The organism is Flavobacterium shii (genome assembly GCF_025847235.1).
In the GTDB taxonomy this organism is placed as follows: Bacteria; Bacteroidota; Bacteroidia; order Flavobacteriales; family Flavobacteriaceae; genus Flavobacterium; species Flavobacterium shii.
The window spans coordinates 18,802-42,503 of the sequence record NZ_JAOZEW010000024.1; the positions used below are offsets into that span (position 1 = coordinate 18,802).

Annotated in this window: 26 protein-coding genes and 1 riboswitch; of the genes, 15 read left to right on the forward strand and 11 right to left on the reverse strand. The window is 33.2% G+C overall.

Annotated elements, in window-relative coordinates:
* Window positions 1-16: 16 nt before the first annotated feature.
* Complete coding sequence (locus OIU83_RS19420; protein WP_264207923.1) at window positions 17-2,146, reverse strand: M3 family metallopeptidase; 2,130 nt, start codon at window positions 2,144-2,146, stop codon at window positions 17-19.
* Window positions 2,147-2,312: 166 nt separating this feature from the next.
* Between OIU83_RS19420 and OIU83_RS19425 the strand changes: the two genes are divergently transcribed.
* The 13 genes from OIU83_RS19425 to OIU83_RS19485 all read left to right on the forward strand — a co-directional run bounded on the left by OIU83_RS19425 (window position 2,313) and on the right by OIU83_RS19485 (window position 12,481).
* Window positions 2,313-2,993 carry a queuosine precursor transporter gene (locus OIU83_RS19425; RefSeq protein WP_264207924.1) on the forward strand — a complete coding sequence of 227 codons (681 nt, stop codon included), beginning with the start codon at window positions 2,313-2,315 and terminating at the stop codon, window positions 2,991-2,993.
* On the forward strand, window positions 2,990-3,634 hold the full coding sequence (locus tag OIU83_RS19430) for a hypothetical protein (RefSeq protein ID WP_264207925.1): 645 nt from the start codon (window positions 2,990-2,992) through the stop codon (window positions 3,632-3,634). Before OIU83_RS19425 ends, OIU83_RS19430 begins: the two co-directional genes overlap by 4 nt.
* A 142-nt stretch (window positions 3,635-3,776) precedes the next feature.
* The gene (locus OIU83_RS19435) at window positions 3,777-4,217 is read left to right on the forward strand and encodes a lipocalin-like domain-containing protein (RefSeq protein ID WP_264207926.1); all 441 of its coding nucleotides are present in this window, start codon (window positions 3,777-3,779) and stop codon (window positions 4,215-4,217) included.
* A 117-nt stretch (window positions 4,218-4,334) separates the two neighbouring features.
* Window positions 4,335-4,799 (forward strand): lipocalin family protein, encoded by a 465-nt coding sequence (locus OIU83_RS19440; RefSeq protein ID WP_264207927.1) that lies wholly within the window; start codon window positions 4,335-4,337, stop codon window positions 4,797-4,799.
* 6 nt (window positions 4,800-4,805) lie between these two features.
* Complete coding sequence (locus OIU83_RS19445; RefSeq protein WP_264207928.1) at window positions 4,806-5,390, forward strand: DNA-3-methyladenine glycosylase I; 585 nt, start codon at window positions 4,806-4,808, stop codon at window positions 5,388-5,390.
* 52 nt (window positions 5,391-5,442) lie between these two features.
* Window positions 5,443-5,540: riboswitch (TPP riboswitch) on the forward strand.
* A 63-nt stretch (window positions 5,541-5,603) separates the two neighbouring features.
* A complete protein-coding gene (gene thiS, locus OIU83_RS19450; RefSeq protein WP_264207929.1) occupies window positions 5,604-5,810 on the forward strand; it encodes a sulfur carrier protein ThiS in 207 nt (68 codons plus the stop codon).
* A 124-nt stretch (window positions 5,811-5,934) separates the two neighbouring features.
* Window positions 5,935-7,758: a phosphomethylpyrimidine synthase ThiC gene (thiC, locus tag OIU83_RS19455; protein ID WP_264207930.1), complete on the forward strand. Its 1,824-nt coding sequence runs from the start codon at window positions 5,935-5,937 to the stop codon at window positions 7,756-7,758.
* 29 nt (window positions 7,759-7,787) lie between these two features.
* Window positions 7,788-8,384 carry a thiamine phosphate synthase gene (locus tag OIU83_RS19460; RefSeq protein ID WP_264207931.1) on the forward strand — a complete coding sequence of 199 codons (597 nt, stop codon included), beginning with the start codon at window positions 7,788-7,790 and terminating at the stop codon, window positions 8,382-8,384.
* Window positions 8,351-9,106: a hydroxymethylpyrimidine/phosphomethylpyrimidine kinase gene (locus OIU83_RS19465; RefSeq protein ID WP_264207932.1), complete on the forward strand. Its 756-nt coding sequence runs from the start codon at window positions 8,351-8,353 to the stop codon at window positions 9,104-9,106. The genes OIU83_RS19460 and OIU83_RS19465 overlap by 34 nt, the downstream gene beginning before the upstream one ends.
* Complete coding sequence (locus OIU83_RS19470) at window positions 9,096-9,734, forward strand: thiamine phosphate synthase (RefSeq protein ID WP_264207933.1); 639 nt, start codon at window positions 9,096-9,098, stop codon at window positions 9,732-9,734. The genes OIU83_RS19465 and OIU83_RS19470 overlap by 11 nt, the downstream gene beginning before the upstream one ends.
* Window positions 9,715-10,491 carry a thiazole synthase gene (locus OIU83_RS19475; RefSeq protein WP_264207934.1) on the forward strand — a complete coding sequence of 259 codons (777 nt, stop codon included), beginning with the start codon at window positions 9,715-9,717 and terminating at the stop codon, window positions 10,489-10,491. Before OIU83_RS19470 ends, OIU83_RS19475 begins: the two co-directional genes overlap by 20 nt.
* A gap of 108 nt (window positions 10,492-10,599) precedes the next feature.
* Window positions 10,600-11,757: a 2-iminoacetate synthase ThiH gene (thiH, locus tag OIU83_RS19480; RefSeq protein WP_264207935.1), complete on the forward strand. Its 1,158-nt coding sequence runs from the start codon at window positions 10,600-10,602 to the stop codon at window positions 11,755-11,757.
* A gap of 13 nt (window positions 11,758-11,770) precedes the next feature.
* Entirely contained in the window at window positions 11,771-12,481 is a 711-nt protein-coding gene (locus OIU83_RS19485; protein WP_264207936.1) for a HesA/MoeB/ThiF family protein, read from the forward strand.
* On the opposite strand, the gene OIU83_RS19490 is transcribed toward OIU83_RS19485, so the two are convergent.
* The 4 genes from OIU83_RS19490 to OIU83_RS19505 all read right to left on the reverse strand — a co-directional run bounded on the left by OIU83_RS19490 (window position 12,478) and on the right by OIU83_RS19505 (window position 15,263).
* Window positions 12,478-13,272, reverse strand: coding sequence for an MOSC domain-containing protein (locus OIU83_RS19490; RefSeq protein WP_264207937.1), 795 nt, complete (start codon window positions 13,270-13,272; stop codon window positions 12,478-12,480). The genes OIU83_RS19485 and OIU83_RS19490 overlap by 4 nt on opposite strands.
* Window positions 13,262-13,906 (reverse strand): leucyl/phenylalanyl-tRNA--protein transferase, encoded by a 645-nt coding sequence (gene aat, locus OIU83_RS19495; RefSeq protein ID WP_264207938.1) that lies wholly within the window; start codon window positions 13,904-13,906, stop codon window positions 13,262-13,264. The genes OIU83_RS19490 and aat overlap by 11 nt, the downstream gene beginning before the upstream one ends.
* A gap of 77 nt (window positions 13,907-13,983) precedes the next feature.
* Entirely contained in the window at window positions 13,984-14,355 is a 372-nt protein-coding gene (locus OIU83_RS19500) for a DUF3127 domain-containing protein (protein WP_264207939.1), read from the reverse strand.
* 23 nt (window positions 14,356-14,378) lie between these two features.
* Window positions 14,379-15,263, reverse strand: a complete 885-nt coding sequence (locus OIU83_RS19505) for a flavin reductase family protein (protein WP_264207940.1) — start codon at window positions 15,261-15,263, stop codon at window positions 14,379-14,381.
* 156 nt (window positions 15,264-15,419) lie between these two features.
* Between OIU83_RS19505 and OIU83_RS19510 the strand changes: the two genes are divergently transcribed.
* Window positions 15,420-16,574: a sensor histidine kinase gene (locus tag OIU83_RS19510; protein ID WP_264207941.1), complete on the forward strand. Its 1,155-nt coding sequence runs from the start codon at window positions 15,420-15,422 to the stop codon at window positions 16,572-16,574.
* A gap of 68 nt (window positions 16,575-16,642) precedes the next feature.
* On the opposite strand, the gene OIU83_RS19515 is transcribed toward OIU83_RS19510, so the two are convergent.
* Window positions 16,643-17,032 (reverse strand): HIT family protein, encoded by a 390-nt coding sequence (locus tag OIU83_RS19515; protein ID WP_264207942.1) that lies wholly within the window; start codon window positions 17,030-17,032, stop codon window positions 16,643-16,645.
* A gap of 53 nt (window positions 17,033-17,085) precedes the next feature.
* Window positions 17,086-17,562 (reverse strand): transcription elongation factor GreA, encoded by a 477-nt coding sequence (gene greA, locus OIU83_RS19520; protein WP_264207943.1) that lies wholly within the window; start codon window positions 17,560-17,562, stop codon window positions 17,086-17,088.
* Between the two features lie 155 nt (window positions 17,563-17,717).
* Between greA and OIU83_RS19525 the strand changes: the two genes are divergently transcribed.
* Window positions 17,718-18,134 carry a Rieske (2Fe-2S) protein gene (locus OIU83_RS19525; protein ID WP_264207944.1) on the forward strand — a complete coding sequence of 139 codons (417 nt, stop codon included), beginning with the start codon at window positions 17,718-17,720 and terminating at the stop codon, window positions 18,132-18,134.
* A gap of 60 nt (window positions 18,135-18,194) precedes the next feature.
* Here the strand turns inward: OIU83_RS19525 and OIU83_RS19530 are convergent, their stop codons facing one another.
* The 4 genes from OIU83_RS19530 to pnuC all read right to left on the reverse strand — a co-directional run bounded on the left by OIU83_RS19530 (window position 18,195) and on the right by pnuC (window position 23,697).
* Entirely contained in the window at window positions 18,195-20,348 is a 2,154-nt protein-coding gene (locus tag OIU83_RS19530; protein WP_264207945.1) for a TonB-dependent receptor, read from the reverse strand.
* A gap of 246 nt (window positions 20,349-20,594) precedes the next feature.
* Complete coding sequence (gene arfB / locus OIU83_RS19535; RefSeq protein WP_264207946.1) at window positions 20,595-20,999, reverse strand: alternative ribosome rescue aminoacyl-tRNA hydrolase ArfB; 405 nt, start codon at window positions 20,997-20,999, stop codon at window positions 20,595-20,597.
* Window positions 20,999-23,113 (reverse strand): DUF4301 family protein, encoded by a 2,115-nt coding sequence (locus tag OIU83_RS19540; RefSeq protein WP_264207947.1) that lies wholly within the window; start codon window positions 23,111-23,113, stop codon window positions 20,999-21,001. Before OIU83_RS19540 ends, arfB begins: the two co-directional genes overlap by 1 nt.
* Window positions 23,074-23,697 (reverse strand): nicotinamide riboside transporter PnuC, encoded by a 624-nt coding sequence (gene pnuC / locus OIU83_RS19545; RefSeq protein ID WP_264207948.1) that lies wholly within the window; start codon window positions 23,695-23,697, stop codon window positions 23,074-23,076. Before pnuC ends, OIU83_RS19540 begins: the two co-directional genes overlap by 40 nt.
* Window positions 23,698-23,702 lie beyond the last annotated feature (5 nt).

The window sequence follows — 23,702 nt, forward strand, 5'->3', positions numbered from 1 at the left end:
CTCTTTTTTATTATAACTATTTGTTTGATTTTGCAACCGGAACTTCAAAACCTCTTGCTTTCATTAAAGCATTAATCTCAGGATTGTGTCCTCTAAAAGATCTATAAGCTTCTTCCTGATCTGTTGTATTACCAACACTAAATATCTTATCGTGTAACCTTTTGGCAACATCCTTATCATAAGGTCCTTTTGCCTCTGTAAAAGCTTCATAAGCATCTGCACTGATTACATCTGCCCATAAATAACTATAATATCCACTTGCATAACCATCACTAGAGAAAATATGTCCGAATTGAGGAATACGATGACGCATTACAATTTCTTTAGGCATATTAAGTTTAGTCAATATTTCTTTTTCAAAAACTGTAGGATCTATAACCGAATCTCCTGCTAAATGTAATTTCATATCGATAAGCGAACTTGAAATTGTCTCTACAGTAGAAAATCCTTCATTAAATGTTGCTGCTTTCGCAATACGCTCAACCAAATCTTTAGGAATAGGTGTTCCTGTTTTATAGTTCAAAGCAAATTTATTCAGCACCTCAGGAGTTTCTAACCAACGCTCTAGAATTTGAGACGGGAACTCTACATAATCTCTTGCAACAGCAGTTCCTGATAATGTAGGATACGTAACATCCGAACATAAACCATGTAATGCATGACCGAATTCATGAAACAAAGTAGTAGCATCTGTCCATGAAATCAAAATAGGTTCATTATCATTCCCTTTTATAAAATTACTATTATTAGAAACTATCGTAAGGACATTACCATCTAGTTTTTGTTGCTTTCTATACGCATTCATCCAAGCTCCTGAACGCTTTCCTTTACGAGCATATGGATCAAAATACCATAAACCAACTACTTTTCCAGTCTTTATATTAGACACTTCCCAAACCCTTACATCTGGATGATATACAGGAACATCTGTTATTTGTTTAAATTTTAAATCAAACAATTCACCAGCAACCCAAAACATTCCTTCACGTAATTTTTCTAGTTGAAGATATTCTTTAACCACATTTTGATCTAAATCATATTTTGCTTTTCTAACTTTTTCAGCATAATAACGATAATCCCAAGGTTCTATCTGGAACTTTCCTCCTTCGGCAACAACAATCTTCTGCATATCGGCAACATCTTTGTGAACTTGATTTACAGCAGGCTCCCAAACAGCTTCCATTAAAGCCATTGCTCTTTCGGGAGTTTTAGCCATTCTATTCGTTAAATTCCAATGTGCAAAAGTAGGATATCCCAAAAGTTTAGCTTTTGCTGCACGAAGCTGTAATATTTCGACCAAAGTCGATTTATTATCATGTTCGTCTCCGTTATCTCCTCTGTTTATAAACATTCTCCAAACTTTCTCTCTTAACACTCTATTAGTCGAAAAAGTTAAAAAAGGCTCTACAAAAGAACGTGTATTAGCAATACAACCCATTGTCGAAAGTTTTCTTTCTTTGGCTTGAGCTATAGCAGCTTTTTTTATTCCGTCAGGCAAACCATCAAAATCAGCATCAGTGGTTAATGCAACATATTGGTCATTTTCTTCAGCCAATAAATTTTGACTAAACTTAGAAAACAACGTTGATAATTGCTTATTAATTTCTGCAACTTTTGCCTTATCCCCATCACTTAAATTAGCTCCTTGCTTATTAAACTCTGTATAATAAACCCAAATAAGTCTTTGTTGCTCGCTAGTTAATTTCTTTTTATCAGGAGAATTATATAGTTTTTCGATTCTAGCAAATAACTTTCTGTTTTGATAAAACTTAGTTGATTGCCCTGCAAGTAATGGCTCGATATCTTTTTCTATCAAAGCAAATTCAGGAGTACTAATATTCGAAGAATAAATACCGTAAACTGTCATAACTCGCGACAAGGTTTTACCAGAACGTTCCAATTCGGCAATTGTATTATCAAAAGTTGCAGGTTTTGCATTATTAGCAATAGCATCAATCTCATCATTTTTTTGCTTGATAGCAACATCAAAAGCAGGTTTTAAATCGGCTATTTTATACTCCGTAAAAGCTGGCACACCACCATACGGACCAGTCCATTTTTGTAATAATGGATTCTGAGAATTTGTCTGAGATTGAGCAGTAGTTAAAAAAGTAGCCATAATAAGAATAGTAATATTTTTTTTCATCTCGTTATCTAATATATTTTTGAAAACAAATACAATAATCAAATATAACTATTAATCAGTATGAAATAAATAAAAAACAGATCTACACCCCATACAACTTAGAATATTTTCAATGAAAATAAATACTCGGAATAATATATTAAATTTGGCACATTAAAAAATATGTATGTTTAAAACCCGAAAAGAAATTGTTTTTGTTATACTTGCCGGAATTTTTATTACCAATGCAGTAGTAGCTGAATTAATTGGAGGAAAATTAATTCAAGTTGGTCCTTTTGTTATGAGCATCGGAATTTTGCCTTGGCCAATTGTTTTTCTAACAACAGATTTAATAAATGAATACTTTGGAGAAAAAGGTGTAAAAAAGCTTTCTTTCATAACCGCCTGTTTAATTGCTTATGCCTTTCTTATATTATTTATAGCAATCGTAATTCCAGCCGCAAAAGGAATTAGTCCTGTAAATGACGATCAATTTCTTGCCGTTTTTGGACAAAGTATGTGGATTATTGTTGGTAGTATTATTGCATTTATGGCTTCTCAATTAATAGACGTTTGGATATTTTGGTTTTTCAAAAAACGAACAGGAGAAAGAAAAATATGGCTACGCGCGACCGGTTCAACTGTTATTTCACAATTATTCGATTCTTTCATTGTTCTGGGAATTGCTTTTTGGTTGCCTGGAAAAATTAATTTTGATACCTTTATTTCGTCGGCTTTAACAGGGTATACATTCAAGCTTACTCTGGCAATAGTATTAACTCCATTAATCTATGTTGGACATCATTTGATTAAAAAATATTTAGATGAAGATAATTCTAAAGAAAAAAAAGATAAGTTTAGCGCATGAAAAACTACTATATCCTTTTATTAATTTTAATTGCATACTGCTCATTTAGTTGCAACAAAAATGATAGAAAACAATTACTACAATCTACTACCGCAATTTCCGAGAAAATAAAAAGCATCTCAAAAAACACAATAGAAACCATAACAGCAGTAAAAGATTCTATTTCAAGCACAATAGTTTCCACTGAGAAAACAACAAAAACCAAAAAAATTACCAAAGAAGCAATTACCTCAAAAGATAGCATAGGAATAGAAAATCCCGAAACTGAAAAACTCAAAGGTTTTATTTATTTCCAAAAATTACTATCCACTTGCAAAACAGGTGAAACGCTAACTCAAAAAGAATTAATTGAGATTCACAATATCCCTAAAGAGGGCGTAAAATTAATTAAAAGCATCACCAAAACTGCCGAAGATGAATTTGACATCAAATGGAAATCGACTTGGTTTATTGAAAGAATTTCAGATGCTAAATTTACCGATGCTCGAATAAAGATTAAATTTGAAGCAAACAAAATGTACACTTCCGGGAGAGCAATTGGAATAAAATACAACAAGAAAACCTATCACGACTTAATTATCATTGGAACTTCAGCCTATATTCCTTCTGTAAAAGGCTACCATTGGAAAATAGGGAAGTAATCTCACAAGACACCCTTCTCATAGTCAAACAATTAACATTTTGTCACAAATTAACACATAAAAACCTGTTTATTTTTTTTGATTTATAGTTTAAAACATTAGTTTTGCGAACTAATTTTAACAAAAAAAAACCTAAACTAAAATGAAAAAAAATTACATTCTATTCTTATTTGTAGCAGTACTTGGATTAGCTATTTCATCATGTAGCAGTGATAATGACAACGATGCATCAATCGTTGGTAAATGGGCATTCTCACAATATGGAATTGGAGCTGGTGGTCAAGAAGCATTACAAGATCACGACAATGAAATTGAATGTGGTAAAGACTACATGGAGTTTTTCGCTGATGGAACATATAAAGTAATTTTGTTCGATAAAGAAAACGGAAAATGTGTCACAATACAAGATGGTGGTCAATACACAAAAAATGGATCAACACTTACCCTTAAAGGTAGTGAAGAAGAGCCTGAGGCAGTTGATTCTGAAATCGTAATTCTAGACGATAGTACTTTAAAAACTCAACGTAGTTATGAAGTAGAAAAAGTAAAAGTTTCAGAAATTTTTATCTACAAAAAGATCTAATTTATTTAGAAAATTACAATTTATAAAAACCTCAAGTCTTATAGATTTGAGGTTTTTTTTATGCCCTCGAAATATTACTTTTGTCAAGCAATTTTGAACAATAAAACCAATCACAAAATGAACAAAACAAGCATTCTCTTTTTATTTATAACGACATTAATATTTACTGCTACAGGCTGTAGCAATGACAGCGACAATGAAAAAAATGCTTCAATTGTTGGTAAATGGGAAATTTTACAATACGGAATTGGTCCCATCGACCACGAGATTTTTACAGACCGTGTCAATGTAACAGAATGCGGTAAAGATTATATAGAATTCCTGCCTGACGGAACATATAAAGTCATACTGTTTAGTAAACACAAAGAAGAATGTTATACTATCGAAGACAATGGAAAATACATAAAAAACGAATCTACTCTTTCTCTTATAAAATATATGCTAGACTCTGATCATATCATAGAATCAGAACCTGCAAACTCAGAAATTATAGTGCTAAACGAAAGCACATTAAAAATTAGAATTTTAACTAAAACTGAAAAGGAAACAGTTTCACAAATTTCAATATTTAAAAAAATATAATTAAAAATGGAACCAATAAGATGTGGCTGGTGCTCAGCAAGCGATTTATACAAAAAATACCATGACGAAGAATGGGGTATTCCTGTTTACGATGATGCATCATTATTTGAGTTTCTTACTCTCGAAACCTTTCAAGCAGGATTAAGCTGGATAACGATATTAAACAAAAGAGAAAATTTTAGAGCAGCTTTTGACAATTTTGATTATAAAAAAATCGCTCAATATCCCGAAGACAAAATCGAATCCTTATTACAAGATACTGGAATAATCCGAAACAAATTAAAAATACGTTCGGCAGTTAGCAATGCTCAGGCATTTATAAAAATACAAGAGGAATTTGGAAGTTTTTCCGATTACATCTGGAAATTTACTGATGGAAAACCCATCATCAACAATCCAAAAACCTTAAAAGACGTTCCTGCCACTACTCCACTTTCTGACGCGATTAGTAAAGATTTAAAAAAGAGAGGATTTAAATTTGTTGGCTCAACCGTTATTTACGCCCAAATGCAAGCCACAGGAATGGTCAATGATCATATCGAAGATTGCTGGAAATCCCCTCAATCCCCAAAGGGGAAGTTAGACATCTAACAACTTTAAACGTTAAACATTAAATGTTTAAACAAAAAATTATTACATTTGCTTCACACTTTAGGGGTGTCTACAATAAAGTAGGCTGAGATTTTACCCTCTGAACCTGATCTAGTTCATACTAGCGTAGGGAAAAGTAAGATGACTTCCGTGCATACCTATATGCCATTGTAGCCATTCCTAAAGTATAACTATATACTAAATTCTGAAGGAATGGAACTAAAAATCAATCAAGAAACCAAACAATTCAATGCTGAAACTCTTAGCGTTCAAGCATTGCTCGATCTCGAAATTCCCAACAAACAAAATGGCATTGCCGTTGCCATAAATAACACCGTTATTCCAAAACCCATCTGGAATACTCATATCCTAAACGAAACCGACGAAATCTTAATTATTTCTGCTACGCAGGGAGGATAATTGTATCTATCAACGAACTGAAGACGCACTGCAATGCGTCTCTACATATGCGCCTGTACACATGCGTCACTATAAAACATCTAACAAAATTTACAATCAAGTTAAAAACTTTAAACTTCCTCCCATGACTAACGAAGAAAAAATATCCAGAACTCCTTTCCCTAACTCCAATAAAGTATATGTTAACGGAGAAATACATCCCATAAAAGTTGCTATGCGCGAGGTAACTCTTAGCGATACCAGACTTTCTAATGGCGGAATCGAAAAAAATCCTTCTGTAACAATTTATGATACATCAGGCCCTTACACCGATCCGAATATCCAAATCGACATCCGAAAAGGATTACCTCGCTTAAGAGAAGAATGGATTTTAGGGCGAAATGATGTAGAAATTCTAGACGAAATCAGTTCTGATTACGGACAAATTCGATTAAATGATGAGAGTTTAAATCACTTGCGTTTTGAGTATTTACACCAACCAAAACGTGCCAAAAAAGGCGCAAACGTTACACAACTTTATTACGCTAAACAAGGAATTATTACTCCTGAAATGGAATATATTGCCATTCGCGAAAACCAACGTATTGAGTTACTAAATGAGCAAACTAAAGCTATGCAATGCCAACATGCTGGACATAGTTTTGGTGCTAATACTCCAAAAAGCAAGATAACTCCAGAATTTGTACGAAGCGAAGTCGCAATTGGTCGCGCCATTATTCCGAACAACATTAACCATCCCGAAAGCGAACCTATGATTGTAGGTCGTAATTTCTTGGTAAAAATAAATGCTAATATTGGTAATAGTGCTGTAACATCGACCATTGAGGAAGAAGTCGAAAAAGCTGTTTGGGCTTGTCGCTGGGGAGCTGATACTATAATGGACTTATCTACAGGAAAAAACATTCACGAAACCAGAGAATGGATTATTCGTAATTCGCCAGTGCCAATTGGGACAGTTCCTATTTATCAGGCACTCGAAAAAGTAAAAGGAATTGCCGAAGATTTAACTTGGGAAGTTTTCCGTGATACTCTTATCGAGCAAGCCGAGCAAGGTGTTTCTTATTTCACGATTCACGCAGGTGTTTTATTACGTTACATTCATCTTACTGCCGAACGTGTTACAGGAATTGTTTCTCGTGGTGGATCTATAATGGCAAAGTGGTGTTTATTTCATCATAAAGAAAACTTCTTATATACTCACTTTGAGGAAATCTGCGAAATCATGAAACAATATGATGTAGCTTTTTCTCTAGGAGATGGTTTACGTCCAGGTTCTATTGCCGATGCCAATGATGCTGCACAATTTGCCGAACTGGAAACTCTTGGAGAATTAGCCAAAATTGCCTGGAAACATGATGTTCAGGTATTTATAGAAGGTCCAGGTCACGTGCCAATGCATATGATTAAAGAAAACATGGACAAACAATTAGAACATTGTAATGAAGCTCCATTTTACACTCTTGGCCCATTAACTACAGATATTGCACCGGGTTATGACCATATTACTTCGGCTATTGGAGCTGCAATGATTGGTTGGTATGGTTGCGCGATGTTGTGTTATGTTACACCAAAAGAGCATCTAGGTCTGCCAAATAAAAAGGATGTAAAAGATGGCGTTATCACTTATAAAATCTCAGCTCATGCTGCCGATTTAGCCAAAGGCCATCCGGGAGCACAATATCGTGACAATGCATTGAGTAAAGCACGTTTTGAATTTAGATGGGAAGATCAGTTTAATCTATCATTAGACCCTGATACAGCAAGAGAATTCCACGATGAAACACTTCCTGCTGAAGGTGCAAAAATTGCTCATTTCTGCTCGATGTGTGGTCCAAAATTCTGTTCTATGAAAATATCTCAGGAAATCCGTGATGTGGCTGCAGCCGAAAAAGGAATGCAAGAGAAATCGGAAGAGTTTATTGAGTTAGGAAAAGAGATTTATATTTAAGAAAGAAAATAGAACAAAGAGGCAAGACTATGATAGTTCTATCAAATCCAACAGCAATAGCAAACGAAATAAATGTAATCCATTCTCTTTTTGAGGAAGGATTACAATTGTTTCATGTTCGAAAACCTAGTTATTCGCTAAAGGAAATGATTTCGTTTGTAGCTCAGATAAATCCTGAATTTAGACCGCAATTGGTATTACACAGTCACCATGAATTAGTCGAAAGTTTTAAGATAAATCGAATCCATTTTACAGAGGAAAAAAGAAAAAAGAATCTGGAGTTACCTCCAAAGTTTACAAATCTAATTTCATCAACATCAACACATTCAATTTCGGATTTTAATTCATTAGCTCCCGAATTTGAATATGCTTTTTTGAGTCCTGTTTATCCAAGTATTTCTAAGGACGATTATCTTCCTAAAACAGATTTATTTGAAGCCATAAAAGACAGAACTAATACAAAAACTAAACTGATTGCTTTAGGCGGAATTAATGCTAAAAATATAGAAAAGTCGTTGATAAATGGCTTTGATAATGTTGCTTTATTAGGAACTATTTGGAATTCCGAAAACCCAATTAAAAATTTTAAATCATGTCAGAGAATCGCCCTTTCGTACTTACAATAGCTGGTTTTGATCCATCTGGCGGTGCTGGAGTTCTAGCAGATTGCAAAACTTTTGAGCAACATCATGTAGCTGGACTTGCCATAAATACAGGAAATTCAATTCAGACAGAAAAAGAATTCTTTGAAATAGAATGGACATCTCTTGATTTTGTGTTACGCTCTATAAAAACACTATTCGTAAGTTATGATATAAAGGTGGTAAAAATCGGTATTGTTCCTTCTCTACATTATTTAAAAGAAATTATTTTTAATATAAAAGAACTTTCGCCTAAAACCCAAATAGTCTGGGATACGGTTTTAAAATCTACAACCGAATTTGATTTTATTACCATCGAAAACAAAACTGATTTAATCGAAATACTTGCTAAAATTGATTTGATTACACCAAATTTTAATGAAGTAAAAAAACTATTTCCTGATTTTGATTTTGACGAAAGTCAATTAGATAAACAAATCCCAACGGCTATTTTATTAAAAGGCGGACATAACAACAAAGCTATCGGAACTGATTATTTCTATAGCCAAAATGATCTTTTTGTGCTTACGCCAAATAACACCAAATGTTATGCCAAACATGGTTCGGGTTGCGTATTATCATCGGCTATTGCTGCTAATCTGGCTTTGGGTCAAGATTTAAAATCAGCCTGTGTAAATGCTAAAAATTATATCGAAAAATACTTGAATTCAACTTCAACCTTAATCGGATATCATTATGTACAATAAACTACAATACATCTCACAAGGAAATACAATCGAGGCACAATTGTACAATATTCACGAGGCGTTAGATAATGGCTGTGATTGGGTACAAATGCGATTTAAAAACCAAACTACAAAGAATGCTTTTGCTTTAGCGGAAGCGGTAAAATTTTTATGCGAAGAATACCTAGCTAATTTCATCATCAATGACAATGTATATCTGGCACAACAAATTGCTGCCGATGGAGTTCATCTAGGACTTTCAGACACAAAAATTGAAGAAGCTCGAGCCATATTAGGAAATACTAAAATCATTGGAGGAACTGCCAATACATTTGAAGATATTTCAAATCATATAAAAAATGGCTGCGATTATATTGGTCTTGGTCCATTTCAGTTCACAAAAACTAAAGAGAAATTAAATCCGATTTTAGGTTTAGAAGGATATTATGAGATTATGCAGAAAATCAAATCTAATAATTTCGAAATTCCTATTTATGCTATTGGCGGAATCACATTAGAAAACGCTGATCAATTAATAGAAACCGGAATTCATGGTATTGCTGTTTCTGGAATAATTACCAAAAGTCCCGAAAAAGGAAAACTCATTACTCAACTTAACGAAAAATTATATGCAAACGTCATTATTTAAAATAGGCGATAAAATACTGGAATCCCGTTTATTTTTGGGAACAGGAAAATTTGGCTCGAATCTGGAAATGGAAAAAGCTATTTTGGCTTCGGGAAGCGAATTAGTTACGGTTGCTTTAAAACGCATTGATTTAGAAACTGAAACCGATGCTATTTTATCACATTTAAAACATCCGAGAATTAATTTATTACCAAATACATCCGGCGCCAGAAATGCTAAAGAAGCAATATTTGCCGCGCAATTAGCACGTGAAGCCCTTGAAACCAATTGGCTAAAACTCGAAATTCATCCTGATCCAAAGTACTTAATGCCCGATGCTATCGAAACTTTAAAAGCTACCGAAGAATTGGCTAAACTAGGTTTTATTGTGCTTCCCTACATTCATGCTGATCCTGTTTTATGCAAACGTCTTGAAGATGTAGGAACAGCTGCCGTAATGCCTTTGGGCTCTCCTATTGGCAGTAATAAAGGATTAAAGACAATAGATTTCTTAGAGATTATAATCGAGCAAAGCAATGTTCCTGTAATTATCGATGCTGGAATCGGAGCCCCCTCCGACGCCGCAAAAGCTATGGAATTAGGCGCTGATGCTGTTTTGGTTAATACTGCAATTGCCGTAGCAGGAAATCCAGAATTAATGGCAGAAGCTTTTAGGGAAGCTGTAATCGCTGGCCGAAAAGCCTATGAAGCTAAACTAGGAAAACAATATAATCAAGCAATTGCTTCGAGCCCGTTGACTTCTTTTTTATATGATTAATTTAAATTATTTAACCGCAAAGTACACTAAGAAAAAACGCTAAGAACACAAAGCTTTGCGGACTTTGCGTAAACCTTTGTGCCCTTTGCGGTTAAAAAACAAAATCCAATGAACACATTCAAATCTGTTTTTAATCAATACGACTGGAATACCATCCAATCCAAAATATATCAAACTTCTTCTCAGCAAGTAGAACGTGCTTTGACTAAAAACAAACGAAATCTTGATGATTTTCTGGCATTAATTTCTCCTGCTGCTTTACCTTATTTAGAGCAAATGGCGCAAGAATGTCATGAATTGACAAAGAAGCGCTTTGGCAAAACGATTCAGATGTATGCGCCACTTTATTTAAGTAACGAATGCCAGAACATTTGTACTTATTGCGGTTTTAGCTTGGACAATAAAATCAAACGAAAAACACTTTCTGACCCTGAGATTAAACTGGAAGTTGAAGCTTTAAAAAATATCGGATTCGACCATGTTTTATTGGTAACTGGCGAAGCAAATTATACGGTAAATATTAATTATTTTCTGAATGCCATTACTCAAATAAGAGAACATTTTTCGATTATTTCTGTTGAAGTTCAACCGCTCTCTACCGAAGAATATGAAAAACTTCATGAAGCTGGTGTCTATTCTGTATTAGTATATCAGGAAACGTATCATCAGGAGATTTACAAAAAATATCATACTAAAGGCAAAAAATCAAATTTCGATTTTAGATTAGAAACTCCTGACAGAATTGGAACAGCTGGTATTCATAAAATTGGATTAGGTGTTTTATTAGGCTTAGAAGATTGGCGTACAGACAGCTTTTTTAATGCTTTGCACATAGATTACCTCCAAAAAAAATATTGGCAAACAAAGTATTCCGTTTCTTTCCCGAGGTTACGTCCAGCCGAAGGTATCATCGAACCCAATTTTATTATGGATGATAAAGATTTAACACAACTGATTTGTGCATACCGATTATGGAATGAAGATTTAGAAATCTCCATATCTACGCGTGAAAATGAAAAATTCAGAAATAACATCATCCCGATTGGAACAACAAGTATGAGTGCAGGTTCAAAAACAAACCCTGGCGGATACGTTGTTGATCCACAATCATTAGAGCAATTTGAGATTAGCGATGAACGTTCTGCCCAAGAAATAGCAAAAATTATTACCAATAGTGGGTACGAACCTGTTTGGAAAGATTGGAACAAAAGCTATAATAATATTTTTTTGAGTAACGATTTCAACAATCTAAAATCAACAGTCTAAAATCTAAAATTTCATGAGTATAATACAAGATTTTTTACGTTATAACCGCCAAATGATGTTGCCTGAAATTGGTGATATCGGACAAGAAAAAATAAAACAAGCAAAAGTATTGGTTATTGGTGCTGGTGGTTTGGGCTGTCCTATTTTGCAATATTTAGCAACCGCAGGAGTGGGAACAATCGGTATTGTAGATTTTGATATAATAGAAATTCACAATCTACATCGTCAAATTTTATATACAGAAGAAACTGTTGGTCAAGCCAAAACTTCGACTGCTAAAACTGTAGTCGAAAAACTGAATCCGTTAATTACTGTTATTCCTTTTGAAGAAAAATTGACTCCCGAAAATGCATCTCAAATTATTCAGGAATTTGATTTTGTTGTAGATGGTTCGGATAATTTTAAAACTCGCTATCTTATTAATGACACTTGTGTGGATTTAAACAAAACACTGGTTTACGGAAGTATCTTAAAATTTGAAGGACAAGTAGCGGTTTTTAATCACAATGGCAGTAAAAATTTACGCGATTTATTTCCAGAAATGCCCGACCCTAAAGATGTTCCTAATTGTAATCTCAACGGTGTTCTTGGCACATTACCCGGAATAATCGGTACGATGATGGCACACGAAACATTAAAACTAATACTGGGTTTACCTGTATTAAATAACGAATTAGTTCTTTTTGATACGATAAACTGGAACTTTATTAAACTGAATTTCTAGAAAACCATAGTATCACCAACATTAATAACAGCATTTTCCAGACATATTAAATTTGTACCAAAGAAAACGGAATTATCTATTTTACGATACTTACTTAATGTTTTTAATGGTTCTTTTTTTACAACACCTTTACTAGGATCATTATTTACCATGATGCATCTTCCGCAAGGTTTTATATTTTTGAATTTGCCATTTCCAATCTGAAATGCTTCAAAATTATCTTCTTCGTGTGCAACCGTAGTAGTAATTACAATATTGGGTCTGAACCTTAAAAAAGTTATTTTCTCTTGGAGTTTTTCATTTAAATTATCCAGACTTTCGCTTCCTATCAATAAGTACGGATAACCATCGGCAAGGCTAACATTAAATGTGGTATCTAGTTTTGAACTAGTATGTTTTCTATCTCCGATATTAATGATTTTAACTAGTTTACAAGTAAATCCTATTTGAGTAGTAAACCATTCTGAAGTAGTTTTATTTACCTCAACAACTTCACTTTTATCATCCCATACCATCGAAGAAATTGGTGCGCCTAAGTTTTCATCAATAAAAAATTCATGCTTTTTATCTAGATATGTTATTGTCATCTTTCCATCCGAAATTTGTGGGTAGAACTGACTTAAAAAAGGATATTCCCTTTGGGTAATAAATTGATTAAACTCATCTACAAGCATCCATCTGCGGTCGTTTTCAAACCCCATTTCTTCGGCCATAGCGCTTTTACAACTAATTCCTGCCAAACTTTTGATAGGATAGATATAAAGTTCTTTTACAATGTAACTAGTACTCATCATTATTTAAAATTTGCATAAAAACATCACGTTCAATTTCTCGGCACCCTAAACTTTCCAGATGTGGATTATAAACCTGACAATCTAAGAGTTTATAATTCTCCTCTTTTAGTTTATTTACTAAAGCAATAAAAGCTACTTTGGATGCATTTGACACTTTTGAGAACATACTTTCTCCACAAAAAACATGTCCTAAATCTACACCATATAAACCACCTACCAATACATCATTCTCCCACACCTCAACCGATTTTGCAAAACCCATCTCATGAAGTTTACAATAGGATTCAATCATGTTATTAGAAATCCAGGTTCCGTTTTGACCATCACGTTTTATCTTCTGACAATTCGAAATTACATCTCTAAAATTCTGGTTGAAAGTAACCTTAAAAATATTTCGATTAAGAATATTACGCATGCTTTTAGTCACAATCAATTCATCCAAAAACAAAACCATCCTAGGATTTGGTGCCCACCATAATATCGGTTCACCTTCATTAAACCACGGAAAAATTCCGTTGCGATATGCCAATTGCAATCGTTCTACAGATAAATCACCACCAATAGCCAGAATCCCATCATAATTGGCTTCTGAAACTGGCGGAAAAAATAAAACTTCGGATAAATAATACATTTTTAGATAAAATATAAAAACCCGACAAATTTAAAAAAATTGCCGGGTCTGCTTATTATAAAATCAAAACCTATTGATTAAAATGGTAAATCGTCTGGTTCGTCTTCATTTAAATTTGTAGCTGGAGCAAAAGCTTCTGCAGCAGGCATTGGAGGCGTTTGACCTGGAGCAGCTGTATCTAATTTCTCAATTCTCCATCCTTGGATACTGTTAAAATATCTAGTTTCTCCTTGTGGATTAACCCATTCTCTACCTCTTAAGTTAATTGAAACTTTTACTGGATCTCCCGTTTTATAACTACTCAACAAATCGCATTTATCCTGAGTAAATTCGATCATGATGTGTTGAGGATATTGCTCTTCTGTAGTAACTACAAGTTCTCTTTTCTTAAATGATGCACTAACTTGTTGTTCTGGATTAACAACTTTTACTTTTCCTGTAACTTCCATCTCCGTTTTTATTTAATTGTTATTTATTTTTTATCCTTTTTAGCCAAAAGTACTTTCCAAGCCGATATTACATCATTATTATCAAGATACTTTTTAGCCTCTTTATGCACTTTTACCTCATCATCAGAGCTCAATACTCCTTTCACCGAAAAGTTTTCTTTCACAAAGATACTAACTTCTTCTATTGTAGGCAAGGCTTCGATATTGCCTAATTTCCCTAAATCATTACCATCAAAAACAGTACTTTCTTTTACATAATCAGGTATCGCATCTACTCCAACTCCAAGAGTTGTAAGTGGTTTTTCGACTTCAAAAAGTCCTTGATTCGATCTCGAATACCAATTACTTCCTAAGCGGGAAACCAAATCTATTTTATGTTGATCAATAGCTCCGTTTTCATCTAAAATTGCTTCGTGAATATGAATTTTCACCACTTCGCAAAGAATTAGATTTCCAGCTCCTCCTTCTGTCCCTAACGGAATAATTTGTGTTACCTTACATTCAAATTGTACTGGCGACTCTTTTACGCGATATGGTTTTACAATATCTGATGGAACTTGCGTTAATCCTGATTTTATAAATTCATTAACTCCATCGGCATATTCTGTACTTGCCAACGATGTTTGTTGTACAATATCATAATTAACAACATTAATAACAACTTCTCCTGTAGCCTCGGCATTGATTAAAGTATGTTTTATAGAATTATCACGTACTCTACGAGATGGTGAAAAAACTAAAATTGGCGGATTAGCACTAAATACATTGAAGAAACTAAATGGCGATAAATTCGGTTTTCCGTCTTTATCTATAGTACTTGCGAAAGCAATAGGTCTAGGTCCAACAGCACTTTGTAAGTAACCTTGCAATTTTGCTGTCGTAATTTCCTTTGGATCAATACTAATCATACTTTTATCTTTCTAATCATTATTAGAAGACAACAAAAGTACGTAAATCGTTTAAGTTTCGAAAGAGGTCAATACATTTTAAAAATAAAATCTTTGCCTTCGCACAAAATATAAACTGTGTTTATTTCGTTATATTTATACCTCAAAAATTAATTTATGTTTTTTTCAGAAAGAAGAAATACTACACGCTGGATCATTATTTGTGCTTCCTTTTTGATCATTTCATTAATTCTGTGGAATACTTATACTTTTTTTCAGATTTTTAAAAACGAAGAACGGTTAAAAATGAATCTCTGGGCAAATGCTCAAAAGACATTAATCAATGCTGACGAAAACACTGATGTCGAATTACCTCTGCTAATATTTAGCAACAACACATCGATTCCTATAATTTTAACTGAGAAAGACAGTATCATTAGCGCTGTGAATATTGATGAAACCATCATAAAAGATAAACATAAAGCAATTTCTTTTTTAAAAAATTTAAAAAATGAAAATGAAGCTATTGTAATCGAATATGCGCCTGGAAAACATCAGGAGCTTTATTATGGTAACTCCGAGTTATTGAATAAACTCAAGTATTATCCTGTTGCTTTATTGTTGATTATTTTCTTGTTTGCCGGTTTGGTTTACAACTTTTACAGAAGTACAAAAATGGCTACCCAAAATAAACTTTGGGCAGGAATGGCAAAAGAAACAGCACATCAAATAGGAACACCGCTTTCTTCATTAATTGGCTGGGTCGAATTCCTGAAAACTGAAAATATTGATGAATCAATCACATCCGAAATCGAGAAAGATATTGAACGTTTACAAACTATTACCGATCGTTTCTCGAAAATTGGATCCTCTCCCGTACTTGAAAACAAAGATATAATTCAGGAAACATTAAACACATATGATTATTTACAATCTCGTTTTTCTAAACAGGTAAATTTCTCCTGCCAGATGCCCGAAAATCCTATTATGGTTATGATTAATCCTATCCTTCATAGTTGGACAATTGAGAACTTGGTAAAAAATGCCATTGATGCAATGAAAGGAAAAGGGAATTTGACATTAAAAATTGAACAAGACGGAAACTTAGTAAAAATAAATGTTTCGGACACAGGAATCGGAATTCCAAAAAACCAATTTAAAGCCATATTTGAACCTGGTTTTACAACCAAAAAAAGAGGTTGGGGCTTAGGACTTTCGCTAACAAAAAGAATTGTCGAGGAATATCATAGTGGTAAGATAAAAGTTTTACAATCGGAAATAGGAAAAGGAACAATCATCCAGCTTAACTACAAGGTAAACCCTCCTTCTTAAAAATAAAAACCACAAACTCATTTATTGAATTTGTGGTTTTATTTTATTTAAAACTTACTTATTTAAGACTATAAATTAGCCTGGATACTTTTGGCCAAAGCCTCAAATTCTTCTTTAGTAAGTGATACTTTATTATGAAAACGCATTTCGTCCATTTCGTTAAGCGGAATTAAATGTACATGCGCGTGAGGAACTTCAAGTCCTACAACTGCCATTCCAACTCTTTTGCAAGGAACTGTTTTCTCCAAAGCGATCGCAATTTTTTTAGAAAACTGCATTAACCCTAGATATAACTCATCATCCATGTCAAAAATCTTATTAATTTCTTGCTTCGGGATACAAAGTGTATGTCCTTTGGCATTTGGATTTACATCTAAAAATGCTAAAAAATTAGCATCTTCGGCGATTTTATAACTTGGGATTTCTCCGTTTACTATTTTGGTGAATATTGTACTCATCTTTTAATTTTTAAAATCTTAATAGTGGGATTACTTCCTTCCTAGCAATGAACTTAGTCTCTTGTAATTTCAAGGATTTCAAATTTCAAAACACCATTTGGAACCGTAATTTCTGCAACTTCACCTACAGACTTACCTAGTAACCCTTTTCCTATTGGAGAAGTTACAGATATCTTACCTGTTTTTAAATCTGCTTCACTTTCTGCAACAAGTGTATAGGTCATTTCCATACCGTTGCTTTGATTTTTAATTTTCACATTAGAAAGCACCAATGCTTTAGAAACATCTAATTGCGACTCATCGATTAATCTTGCGTTCGAATACACTTCTTCCATCTTCGAAATTCGCATTTCAAGTAGACCTTGTGCTTCTTTGGCGGCATCATATTCGGCGTTCTCAGATAAATCACCTTTATCTCTTGCTTCGGCTATATCTTGAGATGCCTTTGGACGCATTACACTTTTTAAGTGCTCCAATTCATCTTTTAATTTTTTTAATCCTTCTGCGGTATAATAAGATACTTTACTCATAACTTCATCGTTTATATAAATAGAAAAAATCCCATCGGGACGGGATTTCTTATCACAAAGATACTATTATTTTTAATAGTACATAATTATATGTTAATCATATAGATTTCAAATCTAATTAAATTATTTTTGTTTCACTAATTCTTTTTACAATAATGAAAAAAATCTGGCTTTTACCTCTGTTTATTATCTTGCTTATATCATGTAGCGAGAATCGTACGAATAATAAAAACCCTAATATTCCTAATTACACTGTTAACTTCACTGTTGATATGAACTTGCCTTTATACTCAAATCTTAAATATGTAAGCAACGGTGTGATTATACAAAATCAAGGTGCAAAAGGAGTAATCGTTTTTTGCACTGGCATAGGAACATACAACGCCTTTGATGCAGCATGTCCTAATCAAGCCTTATCATCATGTGTTGCCATGACTATTAGTGGAGTAAACGCCGTTTGTTCTTGTGATAAAGTAGCATATAGCCTATTTACAGGTTTAGGTGATAAAGAATACCCTCTAAAACAATATCGTGTTGACGTAGCTGGAAATACATTACGTGTATACAACTAAAAAACAAAAAGCCTGAAAGATTAAAACTTTCAGGCTTTTTAAATATAAAACTAAGTTGATTTAAAACTTAAGCGTTAATCCAGCTAAGAAATTAATTCCTGCCTGCGGATAATAAGACGGATAGATATCCCACATGGCTCCGTTTGAAACATATTTTTTATCAAAGATGTTATTTACTAAACCAGTAATTGTGATTGATTTAAAAATAGATTTTGGTTTTATCTCATACGCAATATTCAAATCATTTGTAAAATAATCGGCTAGTTTTGCAGCAGGTAATTCTATATTATTCATGTATTGCTCTCCTACAAACTTTTGCAATAGCGAAACATATAATCCTTCGATTGGTTTATAAACAATAATATTTCCTACTATCACTTCTGGAGAATAGGCAATACTTGTAGTACCATAATACTCTCCATCTACTGCCAAATCAACATTTTTATTACTACTTAATGTAAAATTAGGTCTTATTATAAACTTCTCCGATAAGGCAATTGTAGCATCTACCTCTAATCCTAAACGGTAACTTTTTTCGGTATTAGCACGAATTGGAGCGCCAACATCGTCTAACCTTCCTGTTAAAATCAATTGATCTTTGTACGCCATATAATATACATTTGAACTCATCTGTACTTTATCTGAATTATATCTCCAACCCAATTCGAAATCATTTAGTTTTTCTGGCTTTACATTTCCACCCTCATAATCCGTTCTGTTTGGCTCACGATTGGCTCTTGCATAAGAAAAATACAAAGTGTTTTTTAAGTTAATTTCGTAATTTAACCCTGCTTTTGGGTTGAAGAAATTAAACTTATCATCGACTAAACCAGTTTCTTTACTATTGGCTTTATATTGTACATTTCGATATTGCAAATCCCCGTAGAAACTCAATTTTTCTGTTAATTGATAATTTGCTTTCGCAAAAATATTCCCGTCTGTTTTAACCGAATGATCATCATAATAATGATCTCCAAGTTCTGATTGAGAAGCATATCTCGCCCAGATAACTTTACCAAAATGATCGCCTTCATACCTATTCCATCCTCCTCCTAAAATTACATCTAGTTTATCTGTAACATATTTTGCAGAAAAAGTAGTTCCGTAAAAATCATTATCTAACCATTTTTGTCTAACCAAATCGGTTGTATTTATTGTTCCAATAGGGATTAACCCATAATCGGCAAAATCGGCATCTTCCTTATAATTTTCATAATATCCTTTTCCTTTGGTATAATGCACCGCCAGATTTGTACTCCATTTTTCGGATATAAATTCACTCCAATGCAATTGATAATGGTTTTGATTATAATTATCGGTTTCATTATCATAAAAACGAATCTTTCCAGACTCATCAGTAAACATCCCTGCAGGATTAAATGTTCTGTTGGTATTTAAAGTTTCTGCATCAATTCCGTTCCAAGCTTGGTACGTTTTTTCGGTTCCTCCAAAAACCAAAGCCTTAATTAAAGTCGTTTTACCTACATAAGTTCCTTGTAAGAAATAAGATTTTAAATCGGTACTAGCTCTATCTATATATCCATCTGATTTTATGGCCGATAAACGTCCTGCAATTTCAAAATGGTCATTTAATAAACCTGTACTAAACTTAACTGTGTTTTTCAATGTATTGAATGATCCAACCGAAGTAGCAATTTCTCCCGTGGCTTTCTTTGCATAACTATCGGTTAATAAATTCAAACTTGCTCCAAAAGCACTAGACCCGTTCGTTGAGGTACCAACACCTCTTTGTAGCTGCAAACTCTCTACAGAAGAAGCAAAATCGGGCATATTTACCCAAAAAGTACCTTGACTTTCGGCATCGTTATATGGAATTCCGTTTATGGTAACATTCACTCTCGTTGCATCACTTCCTCGAACACGAATTCCAGAATAACCTATTCCGTTTCCAGCATCCGAAGTCGTTACAACCGATGGCATATAATTCATAAGAACAGGTATATCCTGACCTAAATTCCTGAATTTAATGTCTTTTTTATTTAAATTACTAAAACTTACAGGAGTTTTCGCCGTAACACGTACTGCCGAAACTAGTACATTATCAAGCTGATTGACTTTGGTAGTATCTTGTACTTGAGCAGAAGATAAAAGAGAGTAGAAAATAGAAAATAGAAGAAAGAAAATAGATGTGTAGTTCGACTTAGAACCTTTACAACTTAGTACCTCAGTACCTTTAATAAAAATAGTTTTCATCCGTAAAAAAATTACGAATAAAAGGGGGAATTATTCTTTTGTTAAATTAATAAATGTTTCACGACAAAATATAGTGTGCACGCTAAAATTGTCGTTTTTTCCCTTAGCAACATTACTCGCTCAGGTTCTTTGGGTATGATCTCAGCTCGTTATTTAGAGCACCCCTTTGAGACGAGGCAAAAGTAGAAAAGATTTTTAGATTATTTGACTATTAGATTTTTTAAATTAATTAAAATCAAAAAAGTATTAATCTAAATTTGGTTTCTTTCTCGATTGTTTAATCTCCGAAACGTTCTTTTTGTCTTTAATTCGTTTACGAATTACTGATTTTGGAATCTTAGTCGCTTTTCGCGGTTTCTGGATAATTAATGCATTCTTAATCAATTCCAGAAAACGCTTTGTTACAATACTTTTATTTTTTAGCTGACTTCTATCTTCATCGCAATTCAAGATTAAAACTGTATCTAATGTTAATCTTGTCGCTAATTTTATTTCTAGAAGTACTTTTTCTTCATCTGATAATGCCTGTGAATTTCGCAAATCAAAGCTCAAAACTACCTTCGATGATACTTTATTCACATTCTGACCGCCAGCCCCACTACTGCGAACAGCTTTATAAGTTAGTTCTGTAACAATTTTTTCTATTTCCATTATTGTGGCTGATGTGCTGGTTTTAATAAGTCATTTACCGTTTTTACAGGATTAAAAGTAATTATCGGTACAGCAACAAAAACTGTTAGCCAATTTGCCATTGCTCCATTCCATAACCCTGGTAATTCGTATCCTTTTACGATATTTTTATCTGTACTTTTCTCAACTATAAAACCACTATTATGATTTACAAATTGCTGCAAATCAAAATTTTCATTTCTATAGTTTTTAATTCCGCAAACTAAATCGACTGGATTAAAATGAGTTGCATTTGCTAAAATTGCTGCCTGCCCTTTATCAGTTAAATCTACCTGAGATGTTTCGACAATTTGAAGCGATATTGCTCCATTTTCATCCTTAATCCAAAATGGACCTCCACCCGGTTCTCCTTCATTTTTCACCATTCCACATACACGAATTGGTCTATTTAGCACTTCTTTTATTCTACTTTTTTTATTTTCAAAAGTCAGCTTCTCAAAATCATTCTCTAATTCTATATTTAGATTTTGCTTTAAGAAAAAAGCTGCCTCAGCAATCTTTTCTTCGGTTATTTTATGACTTTCTATATCTTTTAAATAACCAAAAACCTTATGTTGTAATTCTATTAAAATACCTGCTAAAGCTTTTTTATATAAAGCAATTTTCTCGATATGGTTCTGGATTACATTATCTATATTCTTAATAAAAATAACATCTGCATCTAAGTTATTCAAATTTTCTATCAAAGCACCATGTCCTCCTGGTCTAAACACCAATTTTCCATCATTACTTCTTACTGGCTTATTATCTAAATCAACCGTAATCGAATCAGTACTTTTATTTTGATAAGAATAACTAATTTCAACCTTTGTTCCTGATTCTTCTTCAATTTTTGTTTTTACAGCTGCAACACAACTCTCAAACTGACGTTGGTGAATTTCTGAAACTGTAAAATGTAAATTCGACACCGAATTTGAAGTAGCATAATAAGCACATTCGTGCAAATGTTCCTCAATAGGATTTGCAATATGAGCCTCATATTGATGGAATGGTAAAACTGCTTTTGGTTTATTTGCAAAATCAAAATAGTCTGAAGCCAATAGCATTTTTATAAAATAATAATTTTTATAGTCTCTATTTAAAGAATCAAAATCAGGATATATTTCTTTTAGTTTATTATGTAAAACTTCAAAAAAAGGAAATTTATCCATCCCCACGATAAAAAGAGATAATTGGCTTTCTTTTTTTCTGTTGATATAAGCATTGATACTTTCTTTTTCGATATCAAAATCATTAAGAAAAGTATTCAAAAATTTAAACATTCTACTTGCGGCCCCAGATGCTGGAACGAATTTTTTTAGTTTTAAGTTCGATTTATTAGCATCAAAAAAAGCTGCTTTTACTTCAAAATCAGTTTCGGACAAATCCAGAATCCCGCTTAAAACTGTTGCTGGACTTATTAAATTACTTTTATTAATTCCGTTTTTAAAAATCGATAATTGTTTCTTTATTTTTTCAAAAGAAATACCATGCTCATAAATCTGTACAAAATCGGCAGAAGTGAATCCTAATTCTTTGGCAAGTGCCAAATTATTGATGATTTCTACAGCATTAGCCAAACGTAATTCTTTATTTCCCGAAAGGGTTATAAAAGGCTTATTGGTATTGATTAATGTCTCTTTAAAAATAGAAAAAACAGATTCTCGCTCATTTGGAGTATCCCGTATATCATCCTTTTCCCAAGGAACATCTATATCAGTAAGAAAGAACAAATCATATTCGTGTTCCTGAGCTGCTTCATTTAACAATGGATTACAAAAACCATAATACATCTCCGAGAACACTTTTGTAACCATAAGATTAGTATCGCAAAACAAATATTTGTTTGCCAAAGCTAATTTCTCATTTTCTAATTTAGTTTGCCCATAGGCAATCGGCATCATATCTTCTTCTACGCAAATATGCTGATTCTCTTCCCATCTTTCCTGAAGATAATCACGTGCAAACTCAGGAACCCACTCCGTTTCATAATACGAGGCAAGTTGCTTAGCCAAAGTTGTTTTACCAGTACTCTCGGGACCGAACAAAGCAAATTTTAATATTCTTGTATCTTGTTGTTTAAGATTTTCTTCCATTCTAAATAAGCTGAAATAGCCAAAATTGTAAAAATTAAATACTGGAATGATAACATTCCTAATCCACGGTAAGCATATAAAGGCACTACAATAATGTCGCCAATAATCCAAAGTGTCCAATTTTCTATTTTTTTCTTCGCCATATACCACATTCCTGTAAAGAATATGCCTGAGGCAAGAATATCAATATAATTGTCATTATGTATCTCGTAATCAAAAAATTTATAGATGCCGAAAACTACAAAAATTGTAATCAAAAACAAGGCAATACCTATTACCTTTTCTTTATCATTTGTACGGGTAATTGGTAAATTATCTTCTTGATTTGTTCCTTTTGCCCAGTTATACCAGCCATAAATACTCATAATCGAAAAATACCCATTAATCATCATATCGCCTAAATAACCTGCTATATAAAGCAAATAAACCGAGATTACTGTGGCTATTAATCCTGTAGGATATACCCAAATATTTTCTTTTTTGGCAAACCAAACACTCAAAATCCCAAAAACAAAAACAAGAAACTCTAAGCCAATATGCCAAAGTGGAACATTTTTATATGCATTAAGAAAAAAATCAATCATTTAAT